The organism is Paenibacillus sp. J2R1T-4, assembly GCF_059692235.1.
The window spans coordinates 41,748-68,451 of sequence record NZ_JCAUBA010000027.1 but is presented as its reverse complement, the minus strand read 5'-3'; the positions used below and the strand labels follow the sequence as shown (position 1 = coordinate 68,451).

19 protein-coding genes and 1 pseudogene are annotated in these 26,704 nt (G+C 44.4%); 4 read left to right on the top strand and 16 right to left on the bottom strand.

All coding sequences use genetic code 11. The features are described from left to right. The 3 genes and pseudogenes from AC58QD_RS29640 to AC58QD_RS29630 form a co-directional block, all read right to left on the bottom strand. Positions 1-438, bottom strand: a pseudogene (locus AC58QD_RS29640) (ABC transporter substrate-binding protein); the annotation flags it as partial. Positions 439-468: 30 nt separating this feature from the next. Beyond that, positions 469-1,356 (bottom strand): carbohydrate ABC transporter permease, encoded by an 888-nt coding sequence (locus tag AC58QD_RS29635; protein WP_497338647.1) that lies wholly within the window; start codon positions 1,354-1,356, stop codon positions 469-471. 29 nt (positions 1,357-1,385) lie between these two features. Continuing rightward, positions 1,386-2,294, bottom strand: a complete 909-nt coding sequence (locus AC58QD_RS29630) for an ABC transporter permease (protein WP_497338646.1) — start codon at positions 2,292-2,294, stop codon at positions 1,386-1,388. A gap of 472 nt (positions 2,295-2,766) precedes the next feature. On the opposite strand from AC58QD_RS29630, the gene AC58QD_RS29625 reads away from it, so the two are divergent. Next, positions 2,767-3,816, top strand: coding sequence for an ROK family protein (locus AC58QD_RS29625; protein ID WP_497338645.1), 1,050 nt, complete (start codon positions 2,767-2,769; stop codon positions 3,814-3,816). 174 nt (positions 3,817-3,990) lie between these two features. Here AC58QD_RS29625 and AC58QD_RS29620 read toward each other — a convergent pair whose 3' ends face one another. The 11 genes from AC58QD_RS29620 to AC58QD_RS29570 all read right to left on the bottom strand — a co-directional run bounded on the left by AC58QD_RS29620 (position 3,991) and on the right by AC58QD_RS29570 (position 18,369). Further along, a complete protein-coding gene (locus tag AC58QD_RS29620) occupies positions 3,991-7,452 on the bottom strand; it encodes a hypothetical protein (protein ID WP_497338644.1) in 3,462 nt (1,153 codons plus the stop codon). Between the two features lie 232 nt (positions 7,453-7,684). Then, entirely contained in the window at positions 7,685-8,539 is an 855-nt protein-coding gene (locus AC58QD_RS29615) for a serine/threonine protein kinase (RefSeq protein WP_497338653.1), read from the bottom strand. Between the two features lie 279 nt (positions 8,540-8,818). Beyond that, positions 8,819-9,250, bottom strand: coding sequence for a hypothetical protein (locus AC58QD_RS29610; RefSeq protein WP_497338643.1), 432 nt, complete (start codon positions 9,248-9,250; stop codon positions 8,819-8,821). Next, positions 9,234-10,478: an MFS transporter gene (locus AC58QD_RS29605; protein WP_497338642.1), complete on the bottom strand. Its 1,245-nt coding sequence runs from the start codon at positions 10,476-10,478 to the stop codon at positions 9,234-9,236. Before AC58QD_RS29605 ends, AC58QD_RS29610 begins: the two co-directional genes overlap by 17 nt. Positions 10,479-10,942: 464 nt before the next feature. Then, complete coding sequence (locus tag AC58QD_RS29600; RefSeq protein ID WP_497338641.1) at positions 10,943-13,279, bottom strand: helix-turn-helix domain-containing protein; 2,337 nt, start codon at positions 13,277-13,279, stop codon at positions 10,943-10,945. Between the two features lie 108 nt (positions 13,280-13,387). Beyond that, positions 13,388-15,007 (bottom strand): extracellular solute-binding protein, encoded by a 1,620-nt coding sequence (locus AC58QD_RS29595; protein WP_497338640.1) that lies wholly within the window; start codon positions 15,005-15,007, stop codon positions 13,388-13,390. A gap of 24 nt (positions 15,008-15,031) precedes the next feature. Beyond that, a complete protein-coding gene (locus AC58QD_RS29590) occupies positions 15,032-15,922 on the bottom strand; it encodes a carbohydrate ABC transporter permease (protein ID WP_497338639.1) in 891 nt (296 codons plus the stop codon). 129 nt (positions 15,923-16,051) lie between these two features. After that, on the bottom strand, positions 16,052-17,026 hold the full coding sequence (locus tag AC58QD_RS29585; RefSeq protein ID WP_497338638.1) for an ABC transporter permease: 975 nt from the start codon (positions 17,024-17,026) through the stop codon (positions 16,052-16,054). A gap of 350 nt (positions 17,027-17,376) precedes the next feature. After that, entirely contained in the window at positions 17,377-17,700 is a 324-nt protein-coding gene (locus AC58QD_RS29580) for an aminotransferase class III-fold pyridoxal phosphate-dependent enzyme (protein WP_497338637.1), read from the bottom strand. After that, positions 17,658-17,834, bottom strand: coding sequence for a hypothetical protein (locus AC58QD_RS29575; protein ID WP_497338636.1), 177 nt, complete (start codon positions 17,832-17,834; stop codon positions 17,658-17,660). Before AC58QD_RS29575 ends, AC58QD_RS29580 begins: the two co-directional genes overlap by 43 nt. Before the next feature lie 481 nt (positions 17,835-18,315). Next, a complete protein-coding gene (locus AC58QD_RS29570; protein WP_497338652.1) occupies positions 18,316-18,369 on the bottom strand; it encodes a hypothetical protein in 54 nt (17 codons plus the stop codon). A 278-nt stretch (positions 18,370-18,647) separates the two neighbouring features. On the opposite strand from AC58QD_RS29570, the gene AC58QD_RS29565 reads away from it, so the two are divergent. The 3 genes from AC58QD_RS29565 to AC58QD_RS29555 are packed head-to-tail and all read left to right on the top strand — an operon-like array spanning position 18,648 to position 21,214. Beyond that, complete coding sequence (locus tag AC58QD_RS29565; protein ID WP_497338635.1) at positions 18,648-19,625, top strand: ABC transporter ATP-binding protein; 978 nt, start codon at positions 18,648-18,650, stop codon at positions 19,623-19,625. Continuing rightward, positions 19,622-20,425 (top strand): ABC transporter permease, encoded by an 804-nt coding sequence (locus AC58QD_RS29560; RefSeq protein ID WP_497338634.1) that lies wholly within the window; start codon positions 19,622-19,624, stop codon positions 20,423-20,425. The genes AC58QD_RS29565 and AC58QD_RS29560 overlap by 4 nt, the downstream gene beginning before the upstream one ends. Before the next feature lie 6 nt (positions 20,426-20,431). Continuing rightward, positions 20,432-21,214 carry an ABC transporter permease gene (locus tag AC58QD_RS29555; RefSeq protein WP_497338633.1) on the top strand — a complete coding sequence of 261 codons (783 nt, stop codon included), beginning with the start codon at positions 20,432-20,434 and terminating at the stop codon, positions 21,212-21,214. Positions 21,215-21,292: 78 nt separating this feature from the next. Here AC58QD_RS29555 and AC58QD_RS29550 read toward each other — a convergent pair whose 3' ends face one another. Both AC58QD_RS29550 and AC58QD_RS29545 read right to left on the bottom strand, forming a co-directional pair. Further along, complete coding sequence (locus tag AC58QD_RS29550) at positions 21,293-22,156, bottom strand: sugar phosphate isomerase/epimerase family protein (RefSeq protein WP_497338632.1); 864 nt, start codon at positions 22,154-22,156, stop codon at positions 21,293-21,295. A 95-nt stretch (positions 22,157-22,251) separates the two neighbouring features. After that, positions 22,252-26,634, bottom strand: coding sequence for a discoidin domain-containing protein (locus AC58QD_RS29545; protein WP_497338631.1), 4,383 nt, complete (start codon positions 26,632-26,634; stop codon positions 22,252-22,254). Positions 26,635-26,704: the final 70 nt, after the last annotated feature.

Sequence of the window (26,704 nt, the reverse complement as noted above, 5' to 3'; positions counted from 1 at the left end):
GATATTAGGCGCGTATTTGTCAATCAAATCATTTAACGGGATCAGTGTGCCCTGCTCCCCATACTTCAGAATGTCGGAATCACTTAAAGCATAGGTGCCATAAAACACATCTGGCAAATCGTTGCTGGCGAACATGAGATTTTTCTTCTCGCCCCAAGGATCCCTTGCGATAATCGTCCAGTCTGCATGTACATTGGTCTGTTCTTCCCACTTCTTCACAATATCCATCTCGTTGTAATCCTTCGTAACGAGGGGTGTTTTTACTGCGGCTACTTTTAACGAAATTTTCTCTTTTTTCATGTCCGGTCCCGCTGAGACCGCCGGACTCGGTGCAACCGCAGGTTTGGTAGAAGCGTCGTCTTTACTGCAGCCTGCAAGTACGGAAAATACCATCATCATACCGACAACTGTTAACGATAATGAGTGTCTCCATTTCATTGTGCTATCCCCTTATTATTATGATTTGATTTAGCCTTTAATAGAGCCGATCATAACGCCTTTGACAAAATATTTTTGCAAGAACGGGTATAACACCAGCATAGGCAAACTGGCAACGATGACCACCCCATACTTAATGAGGTCCGCCTTTTGCTGCATCGCCGTCATGCTTTCTTCGTGAGAGGCCATATCGGATACCTGGTTCAACACCAAGATCTCTCTCAGAACAATTTGCAGCGGAAATAATTTTTCATTGCGCAAATAAATCAACGCCTGAAAGTAAGAATTCCAATGGCCCACCGCATAAAAGAGCGTCATAACGGCAATAATCGGCAGTGCTAGCGGGAGGACGATTCTAACGAAGAAGTTCGTATTGGTACAACCGTCCATAACAGCTGCCTCCAATAATTCATCGGGAATGGTACTGATAAAAAATGTTCTGGCGATTATGATGTTAAATACGGAAACGGCGTTCGGAATGACCATTGCCCATATCGTGTTCAACATGCCCAGCTTCTTGACCAGCAGAAATGTGGGGATCAGCCCGCCGCTAAACAACATCGTAAACACAATATAAAACATGATCCAATTGCGTCCGACCAGATCTTTGCGAGAAAGAGCGTATCCGGCCAATACGGTAAGAACGACGTTAATGCTCGTGCCAACCACCATATAAAGGAGTGAATTGGAATACCCGGATAAAATCCGCTTGTCCATAAAAATTTGATTATAGCCGTCAAAGGTAACACCTTTGGGAAACAACCATATTTGTCCTGAATTCACATATATCGGATCACTGATCGACGAAATTACGATAAAATACAGCGGATACAATACGAGCAACAAGATAACCGTAAAGATTACGTAGTTTGCGTAATCAAATAGCTTATCCCCCGCGCTCCGGCTTGTTTGTCCCATCTATACCCCTCCAATGCCTGGCGGTATGCCTACCATAAACTATGTTGTCCAATTTTTTTGACAATGGAATTAACCGTTATCAGCAGAATGCAATTGATTGTTGCGTTAAACAGGCCAATCGCCGTGGAATAGCTATATTCGGCGTTTAATAAGCCCATCTTGTACACATACGTCTGAATGACTTCCGATGAAGAGAGATTTAACGAATTTTGCAATAAAAACACTTTTTCAAAACCGACTGACATAAAATGGCCGATGTTCAATATTAACAGAATGATAATCGTTGGTGTAATGCCGGGCAGATCGATATGCCATATTCGTTTCACCTTGCTGGCACCATCCACGACCGCCGCCTCGTGCAATTCCGGATTGACCCCGGACAAAGCCGCCAAATAAATAATGGTTGACCACCCTGCCTGCTGCCAAATACCCGAAAACACATAGATCGTTTTGAACAAATCCGGTTTGGAAAGGAAAAAGATCGACTCCCCCCCAAAACGTGTGATGATGGAATTGACAATCCCGGTTCCAGGCGAAAGAAACAAATACAACATTCCGGACAGGACTACAACTGAGATAAAGTGGGGTGCGTAGGTAACCGTTTGGACGAATCGCTTAAACGATTGATTGACTAATTGGTTCACCAACAGTGCCATAATAATCGGAATCGGGAAAGCGACAACCAGCTCGTATAAACTGATCCCCATCGTATTCTTTATTACCGTCCAAAACTGGTACGAATGAAAGAATCTTTCAAAGTTCTCAAATCCAATCCACGGACTCCCCCAAATCCCCTTGACCGCAACATATTTTTTAAACGCAATCTGCAAACCGTACATGGGCAGATAAGCAAACAAGGCAAGGAACACTAGTGTCGGTAAAAGAAATAAATAAAGCTCGTAGTTATTTGCGATTTTCTTAAGTGTCCTGCCATTCAAAGTTTAACACCTCCCTTCCACCGTTGCTTCCTTCCGTCATTTGAAAGGTTCAACCATATATAATTTCATAACCAAACTATATATCGGCAATTGATATTTGTAAATAATTTATCATGTAAATTATTTGTTAATCACCATCACAGTGTATGCTTAAAGACTACATATTCTCAATTCAATTGATACTAGCAATGCAAAAATATAATTACTCTGTCTATTTATTTTCACTATCGAATTATATGTACGCACCCATACAAAATGTCATGGCTTCAATAATTTATCCACCTATATGATTCACTTCTTGATCTTTATTGAAATAATCATTAAAATATAATAATATCCGTTACTTGGCACATCATCATCATAAATTAGCTCTTGAAATGGAGTGTTTGATATCTCACTAAATTCGTCCGAGAAATTAATTCTGGAGTTAATCAGCTTTAACAATCACACCTCTAGAAAACAACTAGCTAAATTGTCCGACTTGTCACAAGGGAGCATCACCAAAATTTCCAAGCATCTGATTGATCATCAATTCATCAAAGAAGGCAACCGCGTAAGTCAAGGCATGGGCAGAAAGGAAGTCCTGCTCTACTCTAACCCTGCCAAGTTTCGCTTCTTGGGAATCGATATTGGCGGTGCTTACATGCGGCTAGTCATCTCTGATAATGATTTGAACATTGTTTATCGAAGCGAGTGCTTGCTGGATAATTACGCCACCGATACGGATAAGGCGGGAACTCTTATTCGGGAAATTGATCTGTTATTGGAACGTTCCGGCCTGAATCGTCGCCAGATCGATGCCATTGGAATCGGTGTTACCGGTATCATCGATGTTCATTCGCGAACCATTCTGAACATTCCGAACAGGAAAGACTGGGATAACGTAAACCCCGTCGATGCCCTAACAGAAGCTTTTGGATGTCCGGTTTTTCTGGAAGAAGGCGGAAGAACGATGGGCCTTGCAGAAATGAAGTTCGGGAAGGCCAAAAACTTGAAGGATTTTATTGTCGTTCATGTGGGACATGGCATTGCGGCCGGAATTATTATTAATGGACAAATCCTAAGAGGCGTCAATAACACTGCGGGACTTTTAGGGCATATCACCGCAGACACTAACGGCAAGATGTGCTTGTGCGGTAATTACGGGTGTCTGGAGAACATCATCACCTTCCCTATGCTGGAAGCCGAATACACAAGACTGGCCAACAATCGTAACAACCTTGTTGCTGCATACGAACAGAAGGACAGAGATGCTATCAATACCTGTATCAAGGCAGGAACCGCTTTTGGGATCGCCTTAAGCAATGTCATTAACTTGTTTAATCCGCAATCGGTCCTAATTGGAGGCAAAATGTTCGATCAGATGCCGCTGTTATTCGAGGAAACGAAACGTACCATTATTTTGCGCGGCAACCGTTTCTCCACAATGTCACTGGAAACGGAGAGAAGCTCCTTTGGTGAACACGAAGGTGTCATCGGCGCTCTAACGCTTGCCAAAACCAAATTGATTGAACAATTGTAACCCACTCTCCTGTTCAGTCATCAGCAACGCCGCGGCACTACTCCTCTACATTCGGATCTGGACCTCCCTAGTGTAAACGGCTTGCCACTCCTTAGGCCCGAAGTGCACAAACATCCCTCTCTGAAGCAGCACGGCTGATCAGAGAGGGATGTTTCTGTTAGCTCCTTACCAGATTCAGTTCAAATAAATTCCAAGATCATCCACCCAAAACGTACCGCTCGTAATTGCTGGGTTATTATGAGTAATGATGACTTTCAGCGGATGGGTGTAATCGATTGGCGCTGTGAACGAGGCAGTAGCAGTCGTCCAGGTGGCTGCCGTGAACGCCACATCCACCAATACGCCGCTGGTGACCGTATCGATCACTTGAATTCGGCCTCCTGCTGAAGAGCCATTGGTCTTGCCTTTGGCTGTAAACTGATAAGATCCGCCTGGTTTGTAACCCAACCAGTCATATACAAGCTCTTGCTGCGCCCCTCCGCTCACTGTTGTAAGCTTGAGTGATTGCAAACCGGACGTTTCATCAGCAGGATCAATAACTACATTGGCTGCTGCACTCGTTGCTCCCCGCTTCCAGAAGCGCGGCAAAGCAGTGTCATATAGGTTCGAAGTTTCGAAGCTTCCGTTAGGAATATGTGATTGATACAAGTATGGCAGAGCTCGAATATCATCAAAATAAGCGGCTCCAGTAGTTGGCGTATAGCTGGTATGATACAGTCTGATTTTGATCACATTCGTTGTTGCGGTTGGAGTTGTAAAAGTAAATGACTTGGCAGTCCAGGTCGTATTCGTAAAGGTCGTAGACCCAAGCACAGTCCCAGTTGTAGCATTAAAAGCTTCCGCCCTACCCCCGACGCTGCCATTCGTGTTCCCCATGAACGATACGGTGTAGGTCGTATTGGGCTCATAAGCTTGAATCTGCTGCTCAAGCACCTGCCAGGTCGTTCCGTTCGTTTTGACCGTTGCTTTATAATCATTCAGGTAAGGAGTCGCGGTATCACGGAAGGCAGTTGTTGCAGTGGATTGCCATCTGGTCCAGTACAGCGGCAGTGTAGCATCCCCGGTGGAAGCTAGCTCGAAACCGGAATTCGCCAGCTTGTTCTTGTTCCATAGGGCAATGCCTGATGCACCTAGATTCGTGCAAAGATCCTCTTTGCATATGGCTTCACTTATATCCAGCACCTTACGATCGAATTGAGCCAGATTGATCCAGTTATAGAATTGATAACTCAATTCCTTATCCTTCGTAACCAGCGGTCGTCTATTATGGTAATAAGATAAAGTCGGATCACTATAATTCTGGTTGAACATAACTTCTGTGAACGTTCTGGTGAATTTTTGCATATCGCTGACAGTGAATACTTGACCATGGTTAAATGCTTCAATAACCCCGTTTAATGTAGTTGCTCCATGCGAAAGGTCATCCACAGCTGCCGGATAGTAATGACCGTCATCCCATGCACCCATATTATCCCAATAGTTCCACTCGTAAGCATCTGTTGACAGTGTGGCATTCATCGTGTTCGCACGAACCTTGCCTTTGTAAGCTCTGGACATATCATTGGCGCGGCTCAAATAGTTAGCACGAACGGCAGAATAGGCTGGCACACCATCGGTAGCCTCATACAACAAGTACAGCATGCGGGCATAAGTCATATACATATTGTGCGGTATAGTTCGGCTCGGGAAAAATTCGGTACTGAAGCCAGTAGGGAATGTATACACGCCCGTTCCGTTGTTGCTGCCATCTGTTCCGGTAAGCTGATGCCACTCTGCATTCCATTTGGCGTAGAAGTTGTCAGCAATGAATTCAAGGAAACTATCCGCCGTAGTCTTATAAGCCGCTGTCAATGAGGAGTCCGAATAGACTGCGTTCACGAAGCGCAAAGCTGTAGCAGCAATATGACCGTCATGAACTTGCTGATCCCATCTTTGTCCGGCTTTGGCACTATAGGCATATAGCTTTTGACCAGAGGAGCCCCCCGAGATAGCAACCTCCATTCGGACTTGATGTCCGGCGACCGGAGTCGTGAAGTTGAACTGTGTGATTGCACTCAGGTCAGAATTCGTAAATGTAGCAGAGCCTAATGTTGTGCCGGCAGTTACATCAATGGCTCGAATAATGCCTGTCGTACCAGGGGTGACTTTGCCAAATACAACAAAACCATAGGGTGATGAAGGCTTGTAGTTATCGAGAATTTGCGACATTACAGGTGCCGTCGTTCCATCGTGGATAAGCTCTAGCGCCCAAGCGCCCGATGGGCTGACATCCGCTGATTTGATCATGTGTGCGTGAGTGATCGGTACATTGCGCGTCCAGGCCGCAGCTTCTGGAAAGGTGATCGGTTTGACCGAGATAGAATCGTAATAACCTGTGAAAGCCGTGCTTGGACTAGCTTGATATATTCTCAGCTTTACGGTTTTGCCGCTTGTTGCAGGTGCCGTGAAATTGAATGATTTGGCCGTCCATACCGTATTGTTGTATTCAATGGAGCCTAGTACAACATTATCCGTCACATTATAGACTTCCATCCTGCCGCTATAACGATCGTCGGTCAATCGATGCATGAAGGTTACATTATAGTTATAACTAGGCATGTAGGTTAAAGTCTGTTCTGCAATTTTATTTCCTGTTCCATCAGCAGCAACAGCCATCCCGTTATTGCCTGCATAGTTGTTGTTAATGCCAGTCGCAATGTAAACATGTGAAGCTGTCGCACCTGCTGCTCGAGTCCAGTTGGCAGGCAGTGTAGCATCCCCGCCTGTAGCAGTCTCGAAGCCTGTATTAAGAGCAGTCTCAGCTGGCTGATTCGCTTGTTTCACGCTTACGGAATCGAAGCGCGCCTTGAGACCGCTAACCGTATAATTCTCAAGGGAAAGCCTTACTTGCAGAGTACCGCTTGCCGGCGAGCGGAAATTGATCACATACCGCTCAAATCCAACATGGTAAGCTCTTTGCGTAGCGATTACCTTGTTCGTAGTCACGTTGAAAATCTCGATATTAGCCTGTGTTTTCTCCGTCTCCACCCCGATAAAAGCTTCCAGCAAATAGTCGGTGTTGGCTGTGTATGTAATATTTTGCACCAAGCGGTTGCTGTTGGTTCCGTCACTCTGAATGATCGCTCCTGCAGAGCCGCTATACGCATTGCCAGCTGCGGTCGACCGGTAGGTCTGCGAGGTGCTTCCCTGCTGCGTCCAGCCATCCGGCACATTATTGCTATCCGCATCCGTTTCGAAGGAGCCGTTCGTCACTAGCTCAGTGGCGCCTGAATTGGCCCCGAACACAGTGAAGCTATTGTTCTTCGTCTGAATATGCGAGTAGTTTACATCCGGGAACCCCTTGTAGCCATCCCCGTCCGGATCTGAGGCAGCGGTCATCGCCCTTCCGAATTGATCCACTACTTTATCCAGCCATTCTGTCCCTTTGGTAGCTTCATACATATTCATATAAGAGTCGAGATTGTAGGACATGCTCCACCCTACTGCTCCGGCAGAATCTGTACTTCCCCGTCCATACAAGTACTTCTGATCGTACTCATACACACGATCCGAGCTGCGATCCGCTCCCAGCGCCAGCTGTGGAACGCTTACGAGCAAGAGGATAAATACCAGCAGTCCGCTTACGTTCTTTTTCATTAAAATCCCTCCCATAAATAGTGTGGTTAATCTAACTACCGTCTTCACAAATGCAAACTGTGAGGCTACAAGCAGCAACTCGTAAAACACACCCCTTTCCAAACACTGTTTTGAAGACGTTTACATTACTGTCCAATAAAGATACAAGTAACGGACATGTTACTATTTTACACTTAGAAATCCTCCTTTGACAAGGGAGAACCTTTAAATTTTGAATAATGATTCTTTAAGACTATCCCATACTCCCCCAAGCCTCATAAAACTCCGCTACTGTACGATACCGTTGGTCCTTGGCTTGCTCCACCGCTCGAAGAGCTACATCATAATGCTCCCTTCCGGCATCCCATTTCGCGTAGGCTCGATCCCGCTCACCGCCCAGCAGACAAAATGCCATAGCCCCCATGTTAAACACATTGGTTCGACTGTCAATCTCGGCGCCAAGCTCGAATTCTTCAGGCGACATGAATCTGGAAGAGCCCCACAATCGCCCCATATTGTTCACGTAAGGCTTAGGCTGATAGCAATCAATATCACAGATTCTAGTAGAATGGGTCTTGAAGTCGTACAGAATGCTGCCATCGTAGAAATCAATAGCTACATAGTCGCGCGATTCAACATACACATGGAACTTGAAGATCGCATCCAATGCAGCCAGTCGAAGGTCAAGGGGCAACTGTCTGAACCGATAAAAAGATGAATCAGGATGTGTGTATTTCAAAGGCGGAGGAAATGTAGAGAACGGATGCATCGTCTCGCCATCAAACCATTCAAAGATCCCAACATAACCTTCCCCAACCTCATAATGCTCGATCAGCTTAATCAGATTGGGGTGATTCAAGCACTCATACAGAGGCATAGCCTGCTTCAGCCGCTCTATGGCAGCTTGAGGTTCTCCATCATAACGCATCGTCCTGGCGCCTGCATACTTCACAAACCGTTTCTCCCCCGCCTGCTCTACGCCAAAAGAAAGATTACCTGAATCCTGTTGATCGAAAACTGCGAATGCCTTCCCCAGCGAATGAAGCCATTCGAAGGAATGGACTTCCCGCAGCTGAAATTTTACATCGTCCCAGCCTGCTGTCACCATTTCAGTGGTCAAAGTATTTCTCCTCCATTCCATTTCGTAAATCTAATTGTACCGCTCATCGCCACCCGCTCCTAAGGATTAATTCCTTATAGGCTTTTTGTCCTCTCCAGGAGCTCATCAATAATCCTCTCTATAGCAGGTTTTCCGCTCTACGCCAATGCCAAGCGCAGTTCCGTCTGTTGTAATCAGATTTCGTCCTCCCCACTAAAACGTATAAGCCTAAAAAATTCTTTTCTAATGCACAAAAAGCTGCCCAAAGGCAGCTCCATGATTACATATTTAGTTCTTTCTCCTCGAGCCGAACCTCCAAGCAGCAGCCAGACCTGTTACAACGATTACAGCAAGGATCCCACTTCCCCATCCCTCTCGAGTTGTTCCCCCTCCTGAAGCTTGGATAAGGGTTCCCTCCTTCTGGAAGGCCGCAACATCACCCTTGGCGTTCTCCCACAATTGTATCCTGCCGCAAAGGTTGCCTCTCAGCTTGCCGTCCAGTTCATCACTCGCATATATAAGATAATCTTGGCCTTCAACAAACTCCAACCACATATCGCTTTCGTAAAGCTCGATTCGCTCACTTATAGGCCCTTTCCATACTTGCTCCACTTGAAATATTACTAATTTGCCATCTATGGAGTTCTTGCTGCTTTTGCTTACCGCTTTGCCCTTAAATACATACTCGCTCTTGCTATCTGCTTTATCCTTTTCTTGCAACCTTCAACGCCCAGCCCATCACGATCAAGCAAATCGGGACCCATAGCAGCAAAATCACCTTGAGCGCCTTAGATAGATCAGTCCAATCCGCAAGAAACCCAATACTCATGAAAGTAATCATCATCCCGACGGAAATTAGCATACTGAAGACAGACAACATCGTAGCCCTTATGGGAGAAGGCAGCAGTTCATTCAGATACGCTTCCAGTAGAGGCTCCAGGTAACTGATTACGATGGCCATGAAGAAGAAAGCACCTATTACTTGTGTAACGACGGTCGACGTTGAGAAAATGACAAGAAAGAAGATGAAGCCTACGCCGGAGAAGAGAATCGAACCCTTTTTCCCCAGCCACCGTTCTCCTATAAAAGCAATACCCGCAATAGCTGCAGACACCCACGTTTCCAAGCCATTGAGCAGTCCGATTGATTTATTGTTCAAGCCCAGGTCTTGAAAAACCACCTGACTGTAAAATGCAATAGACCATGACATGGAATAGAGAATGGCTCCATATAAGCTCAATGTGAGAAAGGCACGGTTCGATTTCGCAAACGCATAGGCCATACGGAGCTGCTTCACAAAAGAATAGGAGGTCTCCCCCGCCATGCCTTCAGCTGCAGCTTCCTCTGTATGCGGTTCTATAAGGAACAGTACGACACTAAAGGAGAGGAGACTTAGAATGACTTTGCCAAAATACACCCATGCCCAATCCACATCGGACAGTGTCCCGCCCACCATACCGCTTATCCCCAAAGTGATCAGCATCACGGCCATCAATTGCGAATTGTAGCGCTTGAACTGCTGCTCCTTGCCTAGCAGCTTGAGGGTTTCATAGATCAGCGCACTAGTTGCGCCGGATTGGAACGTCCCCACCAAAGCACCCAACATAAAGCCAACCACAATGACGGACCAATGGCCGCCCCATAACAGCATGCTCGAGGAAAGCACCGCTACCAGCTGACTCACCATCAAGCTCACACGTTTCCCATACCGATCCGCGATATACCCCGTCGGCACCTCAAACAAGAAGTTCATGCAATGATATGCCGACTCGATCAGGGCAATTTGTGATAATGAGAAACCTCTGGATAGCAGGAACAGCATCCAGATTGCTCGGTCTAATATAAAATTGTTCAATATTGTATACACATAAAATAAAGGCACATTGGCCACAAGCTTAACCTGATTCATCGGTCTCTCATCCTTTTCCTGAGCATAATAAAAAGCCATGGAGCAGCACTCCACAGCTTAGGATGAGTTTGTTGGTGTTCGGCCTAAATGAGACCTAACTTGACATACTCTGTCCAATAGGTGAAAGAATGTGCTGATCCGAGTCCATGTTGAAAGGCAGACTGATCCCGTTCAGCACTTGTGTGAATTTAATCGTCCGTACAATTTCCACAAGATATTCGAGCTGATTGCACATTCTCTCTCACCTACTTTCCTCGAGTATAAGGCATCTTCTATCATAATAAGGGGGTGAGGATTACACGTCAACGGAAAGAATGATTGAAAAGTAATTGGCTGTTCTTCTCATCACTCCCTGTTCAGGCCTGGATGTTTTTTCAATTGAGCGGTCATGCCCATCTCCTTAGCCGCCGCGAATAACAGCTCCTTGCAGAAATAATAGCCTCTATGATACACAATTTGGCCATTACTGACTCCCCGTCCTACTCAATTTGTGAGTTGGCTGGTTATTTGCCATTTACCTCACGGTATTGTGTTGGGGTTAAGCCTTCAGATCGTTTGAATTTTCTAATAAAATTGGAAGGATCGACATACCCACAATGTTCAATAATATCCTTCATTAAGAGGTTTGTTTCCCTCAAAAGTCTTTTAGCTTCTTCCATTCTAAGATTATCAACATACCGCATCAAGGATTCGCCATTAAGCTCTTTGAAGAAACTTGTAATGTAAGATGCGGACAACCCGAAATGTTCAGCTATGTGATCCAGTGTGATCGATTGATCCCGGTAGTGGTTATCCACATACAATTTTAAATTCAAGAATAATTGAGGTTTTTTATTTTCCCTTTGGTGAGTAATTCTATCGCATGCTTTCACGCAAAACGTTAGAATTGTCTGTTCTAATAATTCCATCGTCTCGAAGCCTTGGGCATATAAACGCTCAAGTGTTCGCATCATTTCAGTGTCCAGCTCAATATTCATTTCAATAACAGTCTTGATAATCGTATTGATAATATCAAAACATATATATTCTACAGTCTGTAAAGGCATTTGTTCTTGAGAAATGTATATCATGATGGATCGTATGTCCCTATTTGCTTCATCAGATTGCCCCTGTTTAATGGAGATCGCGAGCTGATTTTGCAATCCTATAGGGTAACGGGGTGTATCTTTCCAAAGAGTTATCGTATTTTCATACAAAAACACCTGATTCCCACCTCTAATAAATCGATACCCCGCCGCTTGCCCTGCTTCTAAAAATGACTTATAAAGCTCGGTAGCTCTATTATATATTCGTCCAATACCTACAGTTAAAGAAATTTTGAAATGTTCACGATATACGTGCTTGGCTCGATTTCCTAACACAACCAGATCATTAGACGATAAAGCTTCTTCCATGTTAATTAATACAATGATGCCGTGTCCATCGATCATTTCGAGGGCATAACCTATCCCTAATTGTAGGGACAATTCTTCGACAATGTTTTTTAAACTATACCGAAAAATATCTTGTGTATGTGCGGAATTGTTACTCTCGAACTGCGAAAAATGGTCAATAAGGAAGATCATAGCTGCAAATGAAGGCTTATCCAGCTGAAGGTTAGCCAAATTTCTAAGCTCACTTAATTTAGCCTCGGTTTTCACATTTCCTTTTAAGAGCGTGTATAAAGCTTGCTCCCGGAGAATACTTGCTTGACTCTTCAACTGATCCTTAAGCCCTTCATTGGCTTGCGATACCTCACCAAAGGCTTGGTCTATAATAAGAATCTCATCACCGGTAGGGTATGTATCCGTTAATTTCAAGTGATTGCGTATATTTATGGCAAGCTTCTGCAAGGGTCTATAGTGACGTAAGGAGAACAAAATTCCTAGCAGTAAGCTAATCACAAGCATCAAAATCATAATATTTCTAAAAATACTACTGGTCTTGTTCGCTTTTTCTAAAAATTGATGGGTCGGTATTAGAGTAATATATGTGTACAAATTATACTCGGAGGTCAGTTTAATCAAAGAATACTGTTTATTAGAGATTTGAACCGTTGAGATCGTATCTTTAATCGTATCAAACGAGAAGGAATTTAATAAATCCGTTCCAGAAATCTCGATTTCTTTGCTTTTTAAGGTCATGATCGGTTCTCCGTTGGGATTCAGAATCATGCTGATTCCTTGGTACGATTTCAAAAAGTTACCGAATAAGTCAGAGAATGAGCTTTCTTCCACAAGGAACATGACAACTCCGTTAGATAAAGTAGAGTGAAAGGGAATTGGATACAGATAGACGGCATATTCCCCGCGAATCCTGCCATTTATATCAACAAGATCTGGAGGACGCATTTGGGGATAGGTGGTTTTGGTGAGGCGATCCAGGAAATCCTTCTTGGTCCATGTGGCAAAATGATACACATAATTGAAGAATGAGTCTGTAGAATAAGTTCCGCTTGCAGCATACATCATGTCATTATCATTTGTTCCATAGTAAAGAACGATATCGGATAGAAAGGTGTTAGTGGACTGGTACTCTTTTAGTTGCTCAACCGTTTCATAATAATTGTAGCCTCCATTTTGGACCATAAATGGTGTCAGTGCAGGGTTATTTGAGATTCGCAGGGCAATACGCTCTATTTCTTTTGTCCGGGTGTCAACGGATTGCCGAATTTGACTTAAGGAGACTATAACCGATTGTTCGATTTCATTTCTTAAAGTAGACATAAAGGTGCCAAACACAACGATTCCCATAATGACTAATAAAATTATAACAATAGTTAAGTAAGAAAATAAAAATTTATAAAATCTGGACGAAAGATATGGAAAATTGGAAAGAATTCTTGATCTGCTCTTTTTCATATGTAAACCACTCCCCATAAAGCAACAAGTTATAAAGTTATGAAAGGGGTTGACGTACCTCTTTGAGTTGAGGTACGTCCTTAGCACTCTCATGCCAGATGCAGAGCTTTAGTTTTTTTTGTATCTTTCATATGCAGAACGATATAACTTCATGTATTCATCCAGACCCATCTTTTTGATAGTGGAGATGTAGCTATCCCATTGATCAAAAGGCGTTGCGCCGGTTATGAATTTATCCTGCATTTGATTCACATAGTTCTGAATATCGTTAGAAAGAGCGATCATTCTCTCATTCTCTTGAACAGTGTAGGTGAAATCAGGCCATACTTCTTTAATTAAATGCGGTTTCAATTTCTCGGTTGCCTTAACAGCATTATCCATGGCCTCCCCGCCCTGGAAATATTGTTGTCTAACGATACCTGGATAGGATGAACCTGGATACACGAGATGTTGACCAACAGCTTGCGGTACGGTCAGGCCTTTAGGATTTTTGTTGATATCATCCACAAACGTGTATTTTCCCTCAGAAGTTTTTGTGAAGGTTACTCCTTCTTTACCCATAAAGAAGAGTAGGCTTCCTTCAACTCCATAGAAGTAATCCATCCAGCGTACCAGCGCTTCAGGTTCCTTGCTTGCTTTTGTAATAACAAAAGGAGCGGTAATAACAACAGATGGGTTAACGAATGTGAACAGCTTATCACCGTATGGACCTGCCAGAACCGAGCCGGGGATAAATGTCTCTTCGGCTTTGTAAACGACAGGGTTGCCAGTAACCGTAGATCCTGCCTGATTATTTGAGAATTTGGCGCTCATTTGTTCGACATTTATCGTAAGCGCTTCTTTGTCGATTAATCCTTCACTGTAAAGCTTGTTAGTGTACTGAAGCAATTCCTTGTACCTGGATTCAATCGGAATAAATCGCAAGTCATTCGTTTTTGGGTCAATATCGACGAATTTATGTTTACTTCCCTTTGTTCCTAACCCCCACGAGCCTTTAATATAATTTAGAAATATATCGAATTTCGAAATGACCAAGGGGACTTCATCCGGTTTCCCATTGCCGTTGGGATCTCCATCCTTTATCTTCTTAAGAAACTGATATAATTCTTCTGTTGTTTGTGGATCTTTCAGATTGAGCTTTTGCGCCCAGTCTTTATTGTACCAAAATTTGTTTTGGGCCAAAACAGACGTAAATTCCGGATCGAATATCAGAGGCATCGAGTATATGTTGCCATCGGGCATCGTAATTCCTTTTCGAATTTCCGGGTACTTATCCATGAGCTGCTTCAAATTAGGGGCATATTTGTCAATAAGTCCATTCAAAGGGATGAAGGCACCTTGATTCCCGTAATTGATCAAATCTGTAGTAGGTAATCCCGTTGCATAGAAGGCATCAGGCAGATCATTGGATACAAGGGTGAGGTTTCTTCGTTCTGTAATTGTGGCGTTAGGAACCAGATCCCATTCCACATGAATTCCTGAAAGCTTTTCATATTCCTTCCATAAGAGCATATCTTTGAATTCTGCGTTATAGACGGATTTTCCAGCAAATATCTTTAATGTTAGAGGTTCCTTGACGATAGGCATACCCGTAGAATTAACCTTGTCCGCGTTGGTGGTTACAGGGGCTTTTGGTTGATCCGATTCAGATGCACCGCAAGCAGATAGAGTGGCAATTGCAGTTGAAAGCGTTATCGTTGTTGAGATGATTTTCATATATTTCTTCATGGTTAGAGACCTCCCTATCATAGTTTAACCTTTTATTGCTCCTACGAGCATTCCTTTTACAAAGTACTTTTGCAAAAACGGGTATAACAGCAGCATCGGCAGATTGGCCACCATAATGATGGCATACTTGATACCTTCTTTTTGCAACATTTGCTCATGTAAAGAAGAAGCGTCAGATTGCACCATGTCCTGTACTTCGCTTTGTATTAAGATTTCCCGCAGAAACAGCTGCAGGGGGTACCTTGATCGATCCGACAAATACAGAAGTGCATTGAAATATGCATTCCAGTGACTAACGCTATAGAACAATACCATCACAGCGAGAACGGGGAGTGACAATGGCAATATAATACGGAACAACATTTGAAAGTGCGAGCAGCCATCCATGGATGAGGCCTCATGCAGCTCATTTGGAATACTCTGTTGAAAAAAGGTTCTCATGATAATAATGTGCCAAACGGCAACTGCATTCGGAATGACCATGACCCAGAATGAATTGAGCATACCGAGCTGCTTGATGAGCAGATACGTCGGAATTAAACCACCACTAAAAAACATTGTAAGCATAATGTAAAAAGTGATGGCATTACGGCCCAGAAAGTCTCTTTGGGATAACGGATAAGCTGCACAGACCGTCATAGCTATATTAATGGATGTTCCAACTGCTGTGTAAAGAATCGTATTCCAGTAGCCTCTCATGATATCTTGATTCTGGAATATTTTATAATATGAATTCAATGTCATATCTTTTGGAAATAGCCACATTTCCCCTGATATCACCTTTCCCGGATTACTAATAGAAGCACTAATAATATATAGAAGAGGATAAAGGATTACAATCAGAATGAGGAAAAGCAAGCAATAGTTGATCATATCGAATAATCGGCCATCTTTTTGAGCGCGTATGGACTGCATAGGATACTCCTTTCCACTTAGTAACTGTTGCGAAATTACCGCCCTGTTTGGCTCTTTCAGCCAAATGGCAGGGACTTTATTTCGTAACAGTTACTTAGTAGCAGCAAAGTTAAATCTAATGTTTCGACATCACCATAAACTGGTTTCGCTAAATTTTCGAGAGATTCGGTTCACACTAATTAGCAAGATGAAATTAATCACTTGATTAAATAATCCTACTGCTGTTGTGAAACTGTACTGAGAGCCTAGAATACCGCTTCGGTACACATAAGTTGAAATAATGTCGGAACTTTCCAAATTCAAGCTGTTTTGCATCAAGTAAATTTTTTCGAAACCTATGCTCATGATGCTTCCGGTATTTAAGATAAAAAGAATGGTAATGGTGGGTAGGATGCCTGGCAAGTTCACATGCCAGATTCGCTGTAATCGGCTAGCTCCGTCCATTTTGGCCGATTCAAGTTGCATGGGATCAACGCCGGCTAATGCAGCCAAATAAATAATGGAGCTCCACCCCATTTGCTGCCATACCTCTGAGAAAACATAAACCGTTTTAAACCATGCTGGCTCCGTCATAAACGATACCGGATTTCCGTTGAATAGCTGAATGATATGATTCACAATTCCTTTATCGGCGCTGAGGAAAATAAAGAGAAGACCCACAACGACAACGGTAGATAAGAAGTGGGGTGCATATGTTACCGTTTGCACAATTCGCTTGAACCATTTACTGGATACTTCATTAATCATTAAGGCTAGAATGATGGGTGTTGCAAAGCCTAATGCAAGGTTGTACAAGCTAATGCCAAGTGTATTGCGAATCAAGAGACCAAAATAATAGCTGTTAAAAAAACGTTCAAAGTGATCGAAACCTATCCAAGGGCTACCCCAAATCCCTTTTGTAGCAATAAAATTCTTGAAAGCAATTTGTATACCATATAGAGGCAAGTAGTGAAAGACAAAAAAGTATACTATGACCGGTGAGATCAATACGTACAACTGCCAGTTTTTCTTGAAATTTTTTCCTGCCCTGTTGCGACTTGTTGGGTGGTTAGGAATTCTGGAAGACGTTTTTGCGACAGCCAACGATTGATTAGATTTATTCATAAATCCCCCTTTCCGTTTATTAGCAAAGATTGATTAGGCGCCTGATTCACAATATAGGAGGTTTGAAGAAAGGTGTCTATCATCGATAATTTTGAAAGTGGTTTTTTTTAAGGTAAGATCCATCGGCAGCCTAATTTGTCTAAAGTTCCAGTAGGATGTATTGTCCCTAAAGCGATACGCCATGCTTGTATGCCATACGAAAAAATCGATCGAGTTCTTGCTTCTTGCCGGGTCAGCAGGCATAATAGCCGGGCAAGGCCAAAAGCCTTTGACTTCCAGCGGAATCCTATATTATTCAAAAAGACTATTGAGCCCTACCCACATCTGCTTTCCTTGCTCCCATAGATGTCCTACAGCATCGTGTGTGGTATAGGTTGAAATACAAGCAGCCGCAGCGGCCAAGGAAGTGTTTCTCCTCCGAATGTGGAAGAAATTACAGTTCCCCCTCGATCGCATGAGGCCATCACCTCTTCCCTCCCGGTATAAACCGAAAGCGGCATGCCGTTGGCGATCCCTTTACTAAAAACAGATAAATCAGGCTCGACGCCAAAATATTGCTGCACTCCACCTGTCGCAATACGGAACCCTGTAACGATCTCGTCAAAAATGAGCAGACAACCGTGCTTCTGTGTCAGCTTTCGAATCGCCGGATAAAACGTTTGTCCATCTGCCATGTTCGATAGTCGGCAGCGACGATCAGGGCAGCGATTTTCCCTTCATTCTCAGCAAACAATTGCTCAAGACGCTGCAAATCATTCCATTTGACCGCATGGTGCTGCGTACTTACGATTCCCGGCACCCCCGCCACAACGGATAAGCTTTCCTGAGGCAGTAATTATGCACCTGCTACCAGGCTGTTCAACCAGCCCAAACTCTAATGTAATGTAGTAGTCACATCATGTTGAGGCAACAAATTTATTATGGTATCTTAATTAATAAAGACCAAGTGCTGCAAACACTTGGTCGATACAATTGGCGGCTTGGATGGTATATTCCCTCTAAGTCATCAAAGGGATGAAAACCCACCTCAGGCTGGAAATCGAGGGTGGGTTTTTACTTGTTCTTGTTGTTACTAGAAATTTTAGTTATATTTTACCATCAACAACAAATAGAACAATCGTTCCCCTCAACAAAGATTGAAGCACAAAAAGGATTATGCTATCATTATAGTTATAAAGGACCAAGTGCTCGAACACTTGATCCGTACAATTGGCTTGGATGGTATATTTCCCTCTAAGTCTGAATAGGAACGAAAACCCACCTCAGGCAGATCTACTTAGGGTGGGTTTTTACTTTTTCCTATTACTCGTATGAATGTATGTTAAAAGAGCAAGGATAAACATCCCAAACAAGAACATGATCGTTAGAGCGTCTTTTACTTCCATGGCCTCACCTCCTGAGACTTTCCCAGGAAAGTCTCTATGAAAGGATAGGTAATATGATCACCCAAGTTTCAATTGTAGTTATATTTTACCTCAATCTGTAAACAAGAACAAGTGTTCTTATTTTTTATTATTTCACGAAACTTTTCTTACTATTCATTTTCCCCCTTGATCACACACCTCCCTCTCATGCACAATAATATGGCTCCATAAATCAATTGATAGGAGGCAGAAGGCCAGTGATATCCGTTCAAGGTTTGAACAAATCGTTCAAGGTTGCCAAACGCACGACCGGACTGGTGCAGGCGGCAAAAGCATTATTCGTTCGCGAGCACACAGAAGTCCATGCATTGACTGATATCTCTTTCAACATCCAACCGGGCGAGATTGTAGGGTATATCGGGCCGAATGGCGCTGGGAAATCAACCACCATTAAGATTATGAGTGGAATTCTGGTCCCTGACAGCGGCACTTGCAACATTATGGGGTACACCCCATGGAAGGAACGAGTTCCTTATGTAAAGAACATCGGAGTTGTATTCGGACAGCGAACACAGCTTTGGTGGGATGTTCCTGTTATGGATTCTTTCGAACTGCTGCGAGATATTTATAAGGTTCCGCAGGCAGAGTACAAAGCCAATCTGGACTTGATTGTAGAAACATTGGATTTACAGAACCTCATCCACACCCCGGTCCGCCAGTTAAGCCTGGGCCAACGAATGCGTTGTGAAATCGCAGCTTCTCTGCTGCACAGCCCCCAGATTCTTTTTCTAGACGAACCTACCATTGGGCTCGATGCCATCTCCAAGATCGCCGTTAGACAATTCATCAAGACTATCAACAAGGAAAAGGGCGTCACCATTATCCTCACCACTCACGATATGAACGATATTGAAGCGCTCGCGAGCCGCATTCTTCTAATTGGCAACGGTACTCTGTTGTACGACGGCAGCCTGAACGCTTTGCGCAGTCGCTTTCACACCAGCAAATCGATCACAATCGATTATCGCGAAACGACTGACCCGCTCCTCCTTCCAGGTACCCGCATTCTATCTTGGTCGCCGGAAAGAGCGGTGCTTAGTGTCGATACTGAGCAGGTCATGATCTCGGATATCATCTCTCAGCTATCATCCCGAGTGGAGCTCCTTGACGTAGCGGTAGAGGCGCAGCCGATTGAAGAGATCATTGTCCAGCTGTACAAGGAGTACCGTATATGACACCATACTGGTCCGTATTGAAACTTCGCCTGCTGAATGGCATGCAGTATCGGTCGGCCGCCTTGGCAGGAATCGCGACCCAATTCTTCTTCGGGTTCATCTTCATCATGATCTTCGAAGCTTTCTACAGCCAGGCTGCAGGTCAACCCCCGATGACGCTTCAAGAGCTCGCAACCTACACTTGGCTCAGGCAAGCCTTGCTCGCCTTTGTTGCCTTATGGTTTCGCGACAATGAGTTTTTCCAGCTGATTACTACAGGCAATATTGCTTATGAATTATGCCGTCCCACAGGTATCTACGGATTCTGGTACTCCAAGCTTATCGCTACGCGCATAGCAAGTGCTCTGCTGCGCTGCTTTCCCATTCTGATCGTTGTGTTCTTCTTGCCAGAACCCTACAATCTGGGCCTACCGCCGAGCTTTACTACGTTTGTACTTTTTCTAATAGCAGTTGCGATTGGGTTGCTGCTTCTAGTTGCAATCTCTATGCTGATCTACATCTCCGTCTTCTGGACTCTCTCGCCGATGGGTTCCATGCTGATCTTTGGGGTTTTCGGAGAGTTTTTCGCAGGCATGATCATCCCGATCCCCTTGATGCCAACATGGATGCAGACCATCGCTTATGCGCTGCCCTTCCACTTAACCCTGGATTTTCCGTTCCGTCTGTATTCAGGCAATATTCCGCCGGGTGAGGCACTGATTGGAATGTGTACACAGGTTGGATGGCTGGTCGCTGTAGTGATAGTGGGCCAATTGCTGCTCCGCAGAGGACTGCGAAGAGTCGTCGTACAGGGAGGATGAGAAGAGATGATTCTATATTTCAAATATTTGCTGATCCTGCTCAAATCCCAGATGCAATACCGCACTTCCTTCTGGTTATTGTCTATTGGACAGTTCTTTATTCCCTTCTCGGTATTTGCCGGGATGTACTTCATGTTCGAGCGGTTCGGTCAGATCAAAGGATGGAGCTTTTTCGAGGTTACGCTTGCGTTCGGGGTTATTCATATGGCTTTCTCGATAAGCGAGTGTTTGGCGCGGGGCTTTGATGCCTTTTCGTCCTTGGTCGCGGGAGGTGATTTCGACAGACTGCTAGTCAGGCCCAGGAGCACGGTTGTTCAAGTGTTGGGCTCCAAGTTCGAGTTCACCAGAATCGGGAGATTGGCACAAAGCTTACTGATGTTAGTCTGGTCGATAATCCACCTGCCGATTGATTGGACGTTGTTGAAAATGTTCACCCTGCTGCTCATGATCATCAGCGGAATTTTTATCTTCACAGGGATCTTTATGCTGGCCGCGACATTGTGCTTCTGGACGATTCAAGGCTTGGAGGTAGCGAATATCTTCACCGACGGCGGTAGAGAGATGTCGCAATACCCATTGAATATATATCAGAAATGGGTAACCCGCTTCTTCACCTTCATCATCCCGTTCGGATGCGTCAATTACTTGCCTCTCTTGTATTTGCTCGATCGGACTGGCGATCATGACATACTCTATATGCTATCCCCTATCGCGGGAATTGTTTTCATCCTCCCCTGCCTGCTTGTATGGCACTTCGGGGTAAGGCACTATCGATCCACGGGTTCATGAGGAGGAGGACTTTTCTGCTCCATATCTTGAATTTAATGAGAGGGCGATAGCCCTCTTTTTACATATATCCAACAAGTGTTAAACATCATTCCAAATGCGCCGAGCGTTGTCGAATGCGATTTTTGTTCCGCTGCGGCATTCTTCCAGACCTTCAAACTCAATAGAAATATAGCCGTCATAACCGGAAGCTTTGATGATACGAAGTACCTCCCACATATCAACGTCCCCCTGTCCCACAATCGCACCGCGCAAATAGTTTCCAGCTATCGTTTTAAACCAACCTTCCCCAGGATTTCGATAGGACGGTCTGAGATAAAAATCTTTTAAATGAACCATCGAAGCCATACTGATATTCCGTTTTACCGCTGTAACCGAATTCTCATCCGAGCACATAAAATTGCCTATATCCAGTGTTGTTCTGAAATTGGAACGATTCGTCGCCGCAACTAAACTTTGCACTCTTTCGCTTCCTTGCACATAATAGCCATGGTTTTCAACACTCGTCGTAATTCCATATTGAGAAGCATAATCAGCAATTCTGGCGCAGGCCTCAGCCAATTTAGGCAGATCCTTGTTGAATTGAACAATAGTCGCTTCATGAATCGGACGCGAAGCTACATCATGCCGCATCCGCTTCACACCTAAACGGTTAGCGATATCGACTTCACTCATGACCCTTGTTATTTCTCTTTCGTAGCCGGCATCATCTTCTGTAATAAAATTGGCGCCAATTACATAATTGGAAATCTCGATGCCGGCTTCCTTCGCTTTCTGGCGAATCGCTTCAGCCATCCCCGAATCGTCAATCATTTCAGTACCAGCAGGAACAATTTCAACATGTTGACCGCCCTGCGCGGCAACCCATTCTACCACGTCCAGTATCGACATTTCTTTAGCTCTGGTCAACCGTGACAAACAATATGAACTAATACCAAGCTTCATGGTTCGCAACCCCTTTGTTTCCTATATTTATGTAAGAGAGGAAGTGTAGCGTTATGTTCGCCATAACAGTACACTTCCCTTCAGGTATTATGAATTTACCAAATCTTTAAGTAGTCTGAATTGAAATCCCCATTTGTTGAAAACAGCTCTACTCGGTCTGCACCGCTATTGCCGTACATGTTATAGGTGAACTGAGACTCCCCGTCCAGGAGGACCTCTGCTCTGCCGTTCATTACATAAATAAGGATTTCATGCCACTTATAATCGTTGATTAACACTTGTTTGTTTGTCCACGAACCCGTGTTGTCCCAGCCCATAAGACCGCCATTCTCCACTCCCAGTTGAAGCAAGTGTGAACCGTCATATATTCTTAAGACACTTGTACCATTAGCAGCAGCAGCATAACTGTTTACCTTTACCTTCCATTTGAGGGTATAGGCCCCCGGGATACTCTTATCCGTCCTGTATACAGCTTGAGAACTTCCGTCCGTGGAGTAAATTCTCAGTTGATTTGAAGGAGAGATGCCCGGGTTCGCTGATTTGGTCCACCCCGTCAAGCTATTCCATGGTTCATCCAATATATACGAGGTGGTACCTGCTGTTTCTAGCGCATTGGGTGTATTCCATTCCAATCTTGCCACCAAGGTTCTGCCGGATGTATATTCGGAATTCGCGAGGAAAGAAGCCTCCGCTGTAGCATTGGTTACCGAGAAACCTGCCGCCATGGGTTTATCGCCATTCATGTTGATCAAGTTGCGCTCGGTGTTCTTAATAATCCGTTGTGTTGCAGGATCAAACTTGGCTAGCCATAGCGGAGCACGATTCCTGTATACAGAGGAGTTGTTCGGATCCGTGCTGTTCCGCGTGTAGGCCAGGTACAAGCCATCACTGTGCGTCACCCATCTCATCTGCGTGTTGCTCGCGCCAGATACTAGCGTCCCGTTGTCCCATGCCAAATCAACAGGTGTGCTCCACGTGGATAAATCTGTACTAGTAGCTGTCTTATTCTGGTAACCGGGGTTATCTCTTATTGCCAAATAATAAACATTATTGTATTTTGTCAAATGGCTTTCGCCTCCGCCTCGACCGCCACTACCGTCCAATAAGCTGGTTCCATAGATTGCATCACTCTGGCTCACATAAGAGAGTGTCGTGCCGTCAAAGGCAGCCTTTACAATCCTTACACTATTGTATGTCTCGTAAGGAGCATCTCTGGCAACTCTGGCCGGCCAGTAAATATCTCCATTGTCCGCTATATAGGGGATAGCGCCTCCCGAACTAGCATAAGTAGCAGGGTAGCTCATAATGTAAAAATCACTGCTGAAAGCATCTGTTGCCGGGTCATAATACGCATAACCGGGATATTGATGCACCTGAGTATTTCCGTCATAGGTTACGATAACTCCAAAAATGATAACCTTTCCGCTAGCAGCGTGATAAACCGGAATCGGGTTGCACAGTATTCCCGGAAAGCCGTCCGGCATAATTCTTCTCTGATAGAGCAAGCTTCTTGCCGACCAAGTTGCGCCCATATCATCACTGAAGGAATACGCCATGGCCAGGAAGCTGTCACTCGCATCCTCCAGTTCGGTTAAGAGCAGGAGTCGTGGAATCGAGGTTCCATTAGGAATAGCACCAATACCATTGGATACCCATTTATCTCTGCCCTCTGAAGACCATGCCGTATGGTTCTTAATCCCCGTATTCGCCGACATGACGGCAAACTCGGAAACAGCAGCCTGCCCGGATGGATTTACATTTCTTACAAAAAGCCGAATTTTGGAAGTAGAGACGTTCAGTGACTGTACTTGCCGCTCAGCGGTATCCGAGCTTACGTACGGGAACAGATCAACAAACGCAGCCCCGTCCCATTGCTGTACTTTCCAATCCGTAGCCTGTCTGTCTCCGACATTGCTCTCCGTAAACTGCGCCTCGGTAAGTACTCTTTCCGAACCGAAATCATATTCGATGTAGCCTTCGGGATCCAGGGTGTAAGCTGCGTTTGTTACCGTGCTCTCATCCCACAAATGGCTGACATCCGTCCAGCCGCTGTCCGTGTCCTTAGTTGAGCCATCGGCAATATTTGTTTGCGGAACAGGCGCCATAATTTGAAACTCGGAAGCCGCAGGACGCCCTCCCGAATTCGTATTTCGGACAAAAAGGCGAATTTTATTCGTTGCGACATTAAATGTTTGAATCTGCCATTGGTTCGTGTTCGAGCTTACGTACGGAAATATATCAACAAAAGCGAGCCCGTTCCATTGCTGTACCTTCCATTCCGTTGCCTGATTGTCGCCAGCATTATCCTCAATAAAACGCGCCTGCTGGATGTCCTTTACAGAACCGAAATCAAATTCTACATAGCCCGCCGAATTATCCAGATCGACCGCTTCGTCCGTTACTGTGCTTCCGTCCCACAAATGGCTGACATTCTTCCAACTGCTGTATCCGCTCTCATAAGCTGAAATGCTATTCTGATTCGGATTGAGCAGCACGGTATAGCTCGCATCGCTGAACAATGTATGCACCTTTATATACCGTGCCGTAACTTCGCTGAAGCTCAAATAATGGACAAGCCTTCCTGCATCCGTATTGGAGAAGAAAGCGAAATCTGAAATGGGTGTGTAGGTGATATTGTCATTGCTCTGATACAGAGCATACGTTGCTCTCGAGCCCCTACCGCTGTTGTTGTTGTCTTGCAAAACTACTTCGCTTACTCTTTTCGAGCTTTGCAGGTCAATTCCTACGCTTCTGTTCTGGTAATCCATAGCCATTGGCGCGCTAGTGCCCCAGTTGCCGACAGACCCGCTCGTTGGACTTGTATCGCTATTCAAATAACCGACAATGCTGTTGAGTTTAGTCCAGCCATCCAGATTGCTTGTGAATGCCCTTATACTCTTTTGAGCAGGATTCAGGACAAAGGTATAGCTGGTATCGCTGTATAACGTATGGACCTTTATATAACGCGCCGTAACTCCGCTGAGGCTGAAGTGATGAACCAGTTTACCGTCTTCCGAGCTGGTGCTGAAAGTAAAGTGTTCAATTGGCGAATAGGTACTATTATCATCACTCTTGTACAAAGCATAATTGGCTCCGGAGCCCCTTCCGCTATTATCGGTGTCCCACAGAGTCACTTCATTGATATTCTTCCGGGTCAAGAGATCAATGCCTACACTCCTGTTCTGGTAATCTATTGCGAATGGCGAGCTAAACCCCCAGTTGCCTATCGCTCCGCTCGTTGGATTTGTATCATTATTCAGATAACCTGCTGTCAGGTTCACATTTGACCACCTGCTGTAACCCTTTCCGAAAGCTTTCACACTATCTTGAACAGGATTAAGCAAAAAAGTATAACTGGCATCGGTGTATAACGTATGAATTTTGATATATCGTGCTGTAACCCCGCTGAAGCTAAACCGATGAACAAGCTTTCCATCTTCTGTACTGGAGCTGAAGGTGAAGGTTGTTATTGGCGAGTAAGTAACATTGTCATCGCTCTTGTACAAAGAATAATTTGCTCCCGTACCCCTTGCGCTGATATCGGTGTCCCGTAAATACACTTCACTCACACTTTTCGAGTTTTGCAGATCCATTCCCACGCTTCTGTTCTGATAATCCATCGCGACAGGCGAGCTAACCCCCCAGTTGCCTATCGCTCCGCTCGTTGGGCTTGTATCACTATTCAGATACCCGACGATTACATTGAATTGTTCGTGAACAGCGCTTTCTGTATATGCAGTCTCATCTGCAATATTGGTTACTAGGGACTGGATGGAGACCTCTTGAACCTCAGTTGAAGTCAATGCGCGATTATAGATTGTAACTCTCTCTATATCTCCAGCGTAATACGACTTCGAACCTGAACTGTTCACGTTCTTTCCCAGCCACATTCCGTTTTTCGAAGATACATTTGAGAAAAATGCAGTGGAAGCGGTTGAAGCATTCAATTCTCCATCCACATACAATTTGGTTCCGGAGCCATCCACAGTGATGGCTGCAACATGCCAATAGCCATCATTATAGGAACCGGTTCCATTAATAGTTGTAAGATTGCTTCCGTTTTGATTCACTTCAAAATTCAATGTACCTGTAAGCAGCGATAAACAAATGTCACTCGAAGCAACTGACGTATTGGAAGCACAAATTAATGCTTTGGCAACTGTCCCAGTGTCTGAGGTTTTGAAACGCGTCACAATAGTTCCCTGTGTCAAACCGGATACATCCTTATCCTTATCCTTATCCTTTTCCTTATCCTTATCCTTATCCTTTTCCTTATCCTTTTCCCTTAAATCAGATGTCTTGTCAACATAATCGCTTACCCCGTTGTAGTTCTTGTTCACTATATAATCTTGAACAATATCGCCCGGCACTACCTGAGCCTGGACTTGAATAATATTTCCGGGACTAATCGCAGCCAATAGCACCAATATAGCTACTATGATATAAAGGATGGTTTTCATAGACAATGTTTTCACCATTCAGACAGCCTCCTATACAATTGAGTGGGGGGAATCGGTTTCCCTCCTACTGCTTATAACTGGAGCTTCT

Coding starts and splice junctions, on each gene's coding strand:
- AC58QD_RS29595 (WP_497338640.1), bottom strand. CDS start 15,007: ATGAAGAAATATATGAAAATCATCTCAACAACGATAACGCTTTCAACT.
- AC58QD_RS29545 (WP_497338631.1), bottom strand. CDS start 26,634: ATGGTGAAAACATTGTCTATGAAAACCATCCTTTATATCATAGTAGCT.
- AC58QD_RS29600 (WP_497338641.1), bottom strand. CDS start 13,279: ATGAAAAAGAGCAGATCAAGAATTCTTTCCAATTTTCCATATCTTTCG.
- AC58QD_RS29590 (WP_497338639.1), bottom strand. CDS start 15,922: ATGCAGTCCATACGCGCTCAAAAAGATGGCCGATTATTCGATATGATC.
- AC58QD_RS29605 (WP_497338642.1), bottom strand. CDS start 10,478: ATGGCTTTTTATTATGCTCAGGAAAAGGATGAGAGACCGATGAATCAG.
- AC58QD_RS29615 (WP_497338653.1), bottom strand. CDS start 8,539: ATGGTGACAGCAGGCTGGGACGATGTAAAATTTCAGCTGCGGGAAGTC.
- AC58QD_RS29555 (WP_497338633.1), top strand. CDS start 20,432: ATGATTCTATATTTCAAATATTTGCTGATCCTGCTCAAATCCCAGATG.
- AC58QD_RS29550 (WP_497338632.1), bottom strand. CDS start 22,156: ATGAAGCTTGGTATTAGTTCATATTGTTTGTCACGGTTGACCAGAGCT.
- AC58QD_RS29620 (WP_497338644.1), bottom strand. CDS start 7,452: ATGAAAAAGAACGTAAGCGGACTGCTGGTATTTATCCTCTTGCTCGTA.
- AC58QD_RS29635 (WP_497338647.1), bottom strand. CDS start 1,356: ATGGGACAAACAAGCCGGAGCGCGGGGGATAAGCTATTTGATTACGCA.
- AC58QD_RS29560 (WP_497338634.1), top strand. CDS start 19,622: ATGACACCATACTGGTCCGTATTGAAACTTCGCCTGCTGAATGGCATG.
- AC58QD_RS29580 (WP_497338637.1), bottom strand. CDS start 17,700: ATGGCAGATGGACAAACGTTTTATCCGGCGATTCGAAAGCTGACACAG.
- AC58QD_RS29585 (WP_497338638.1), bottom strand. CDS start 17,026: ATGAATAAATCTAATCAATCGTTGGCTGTCGCAAAAACGTCTTCCAGA.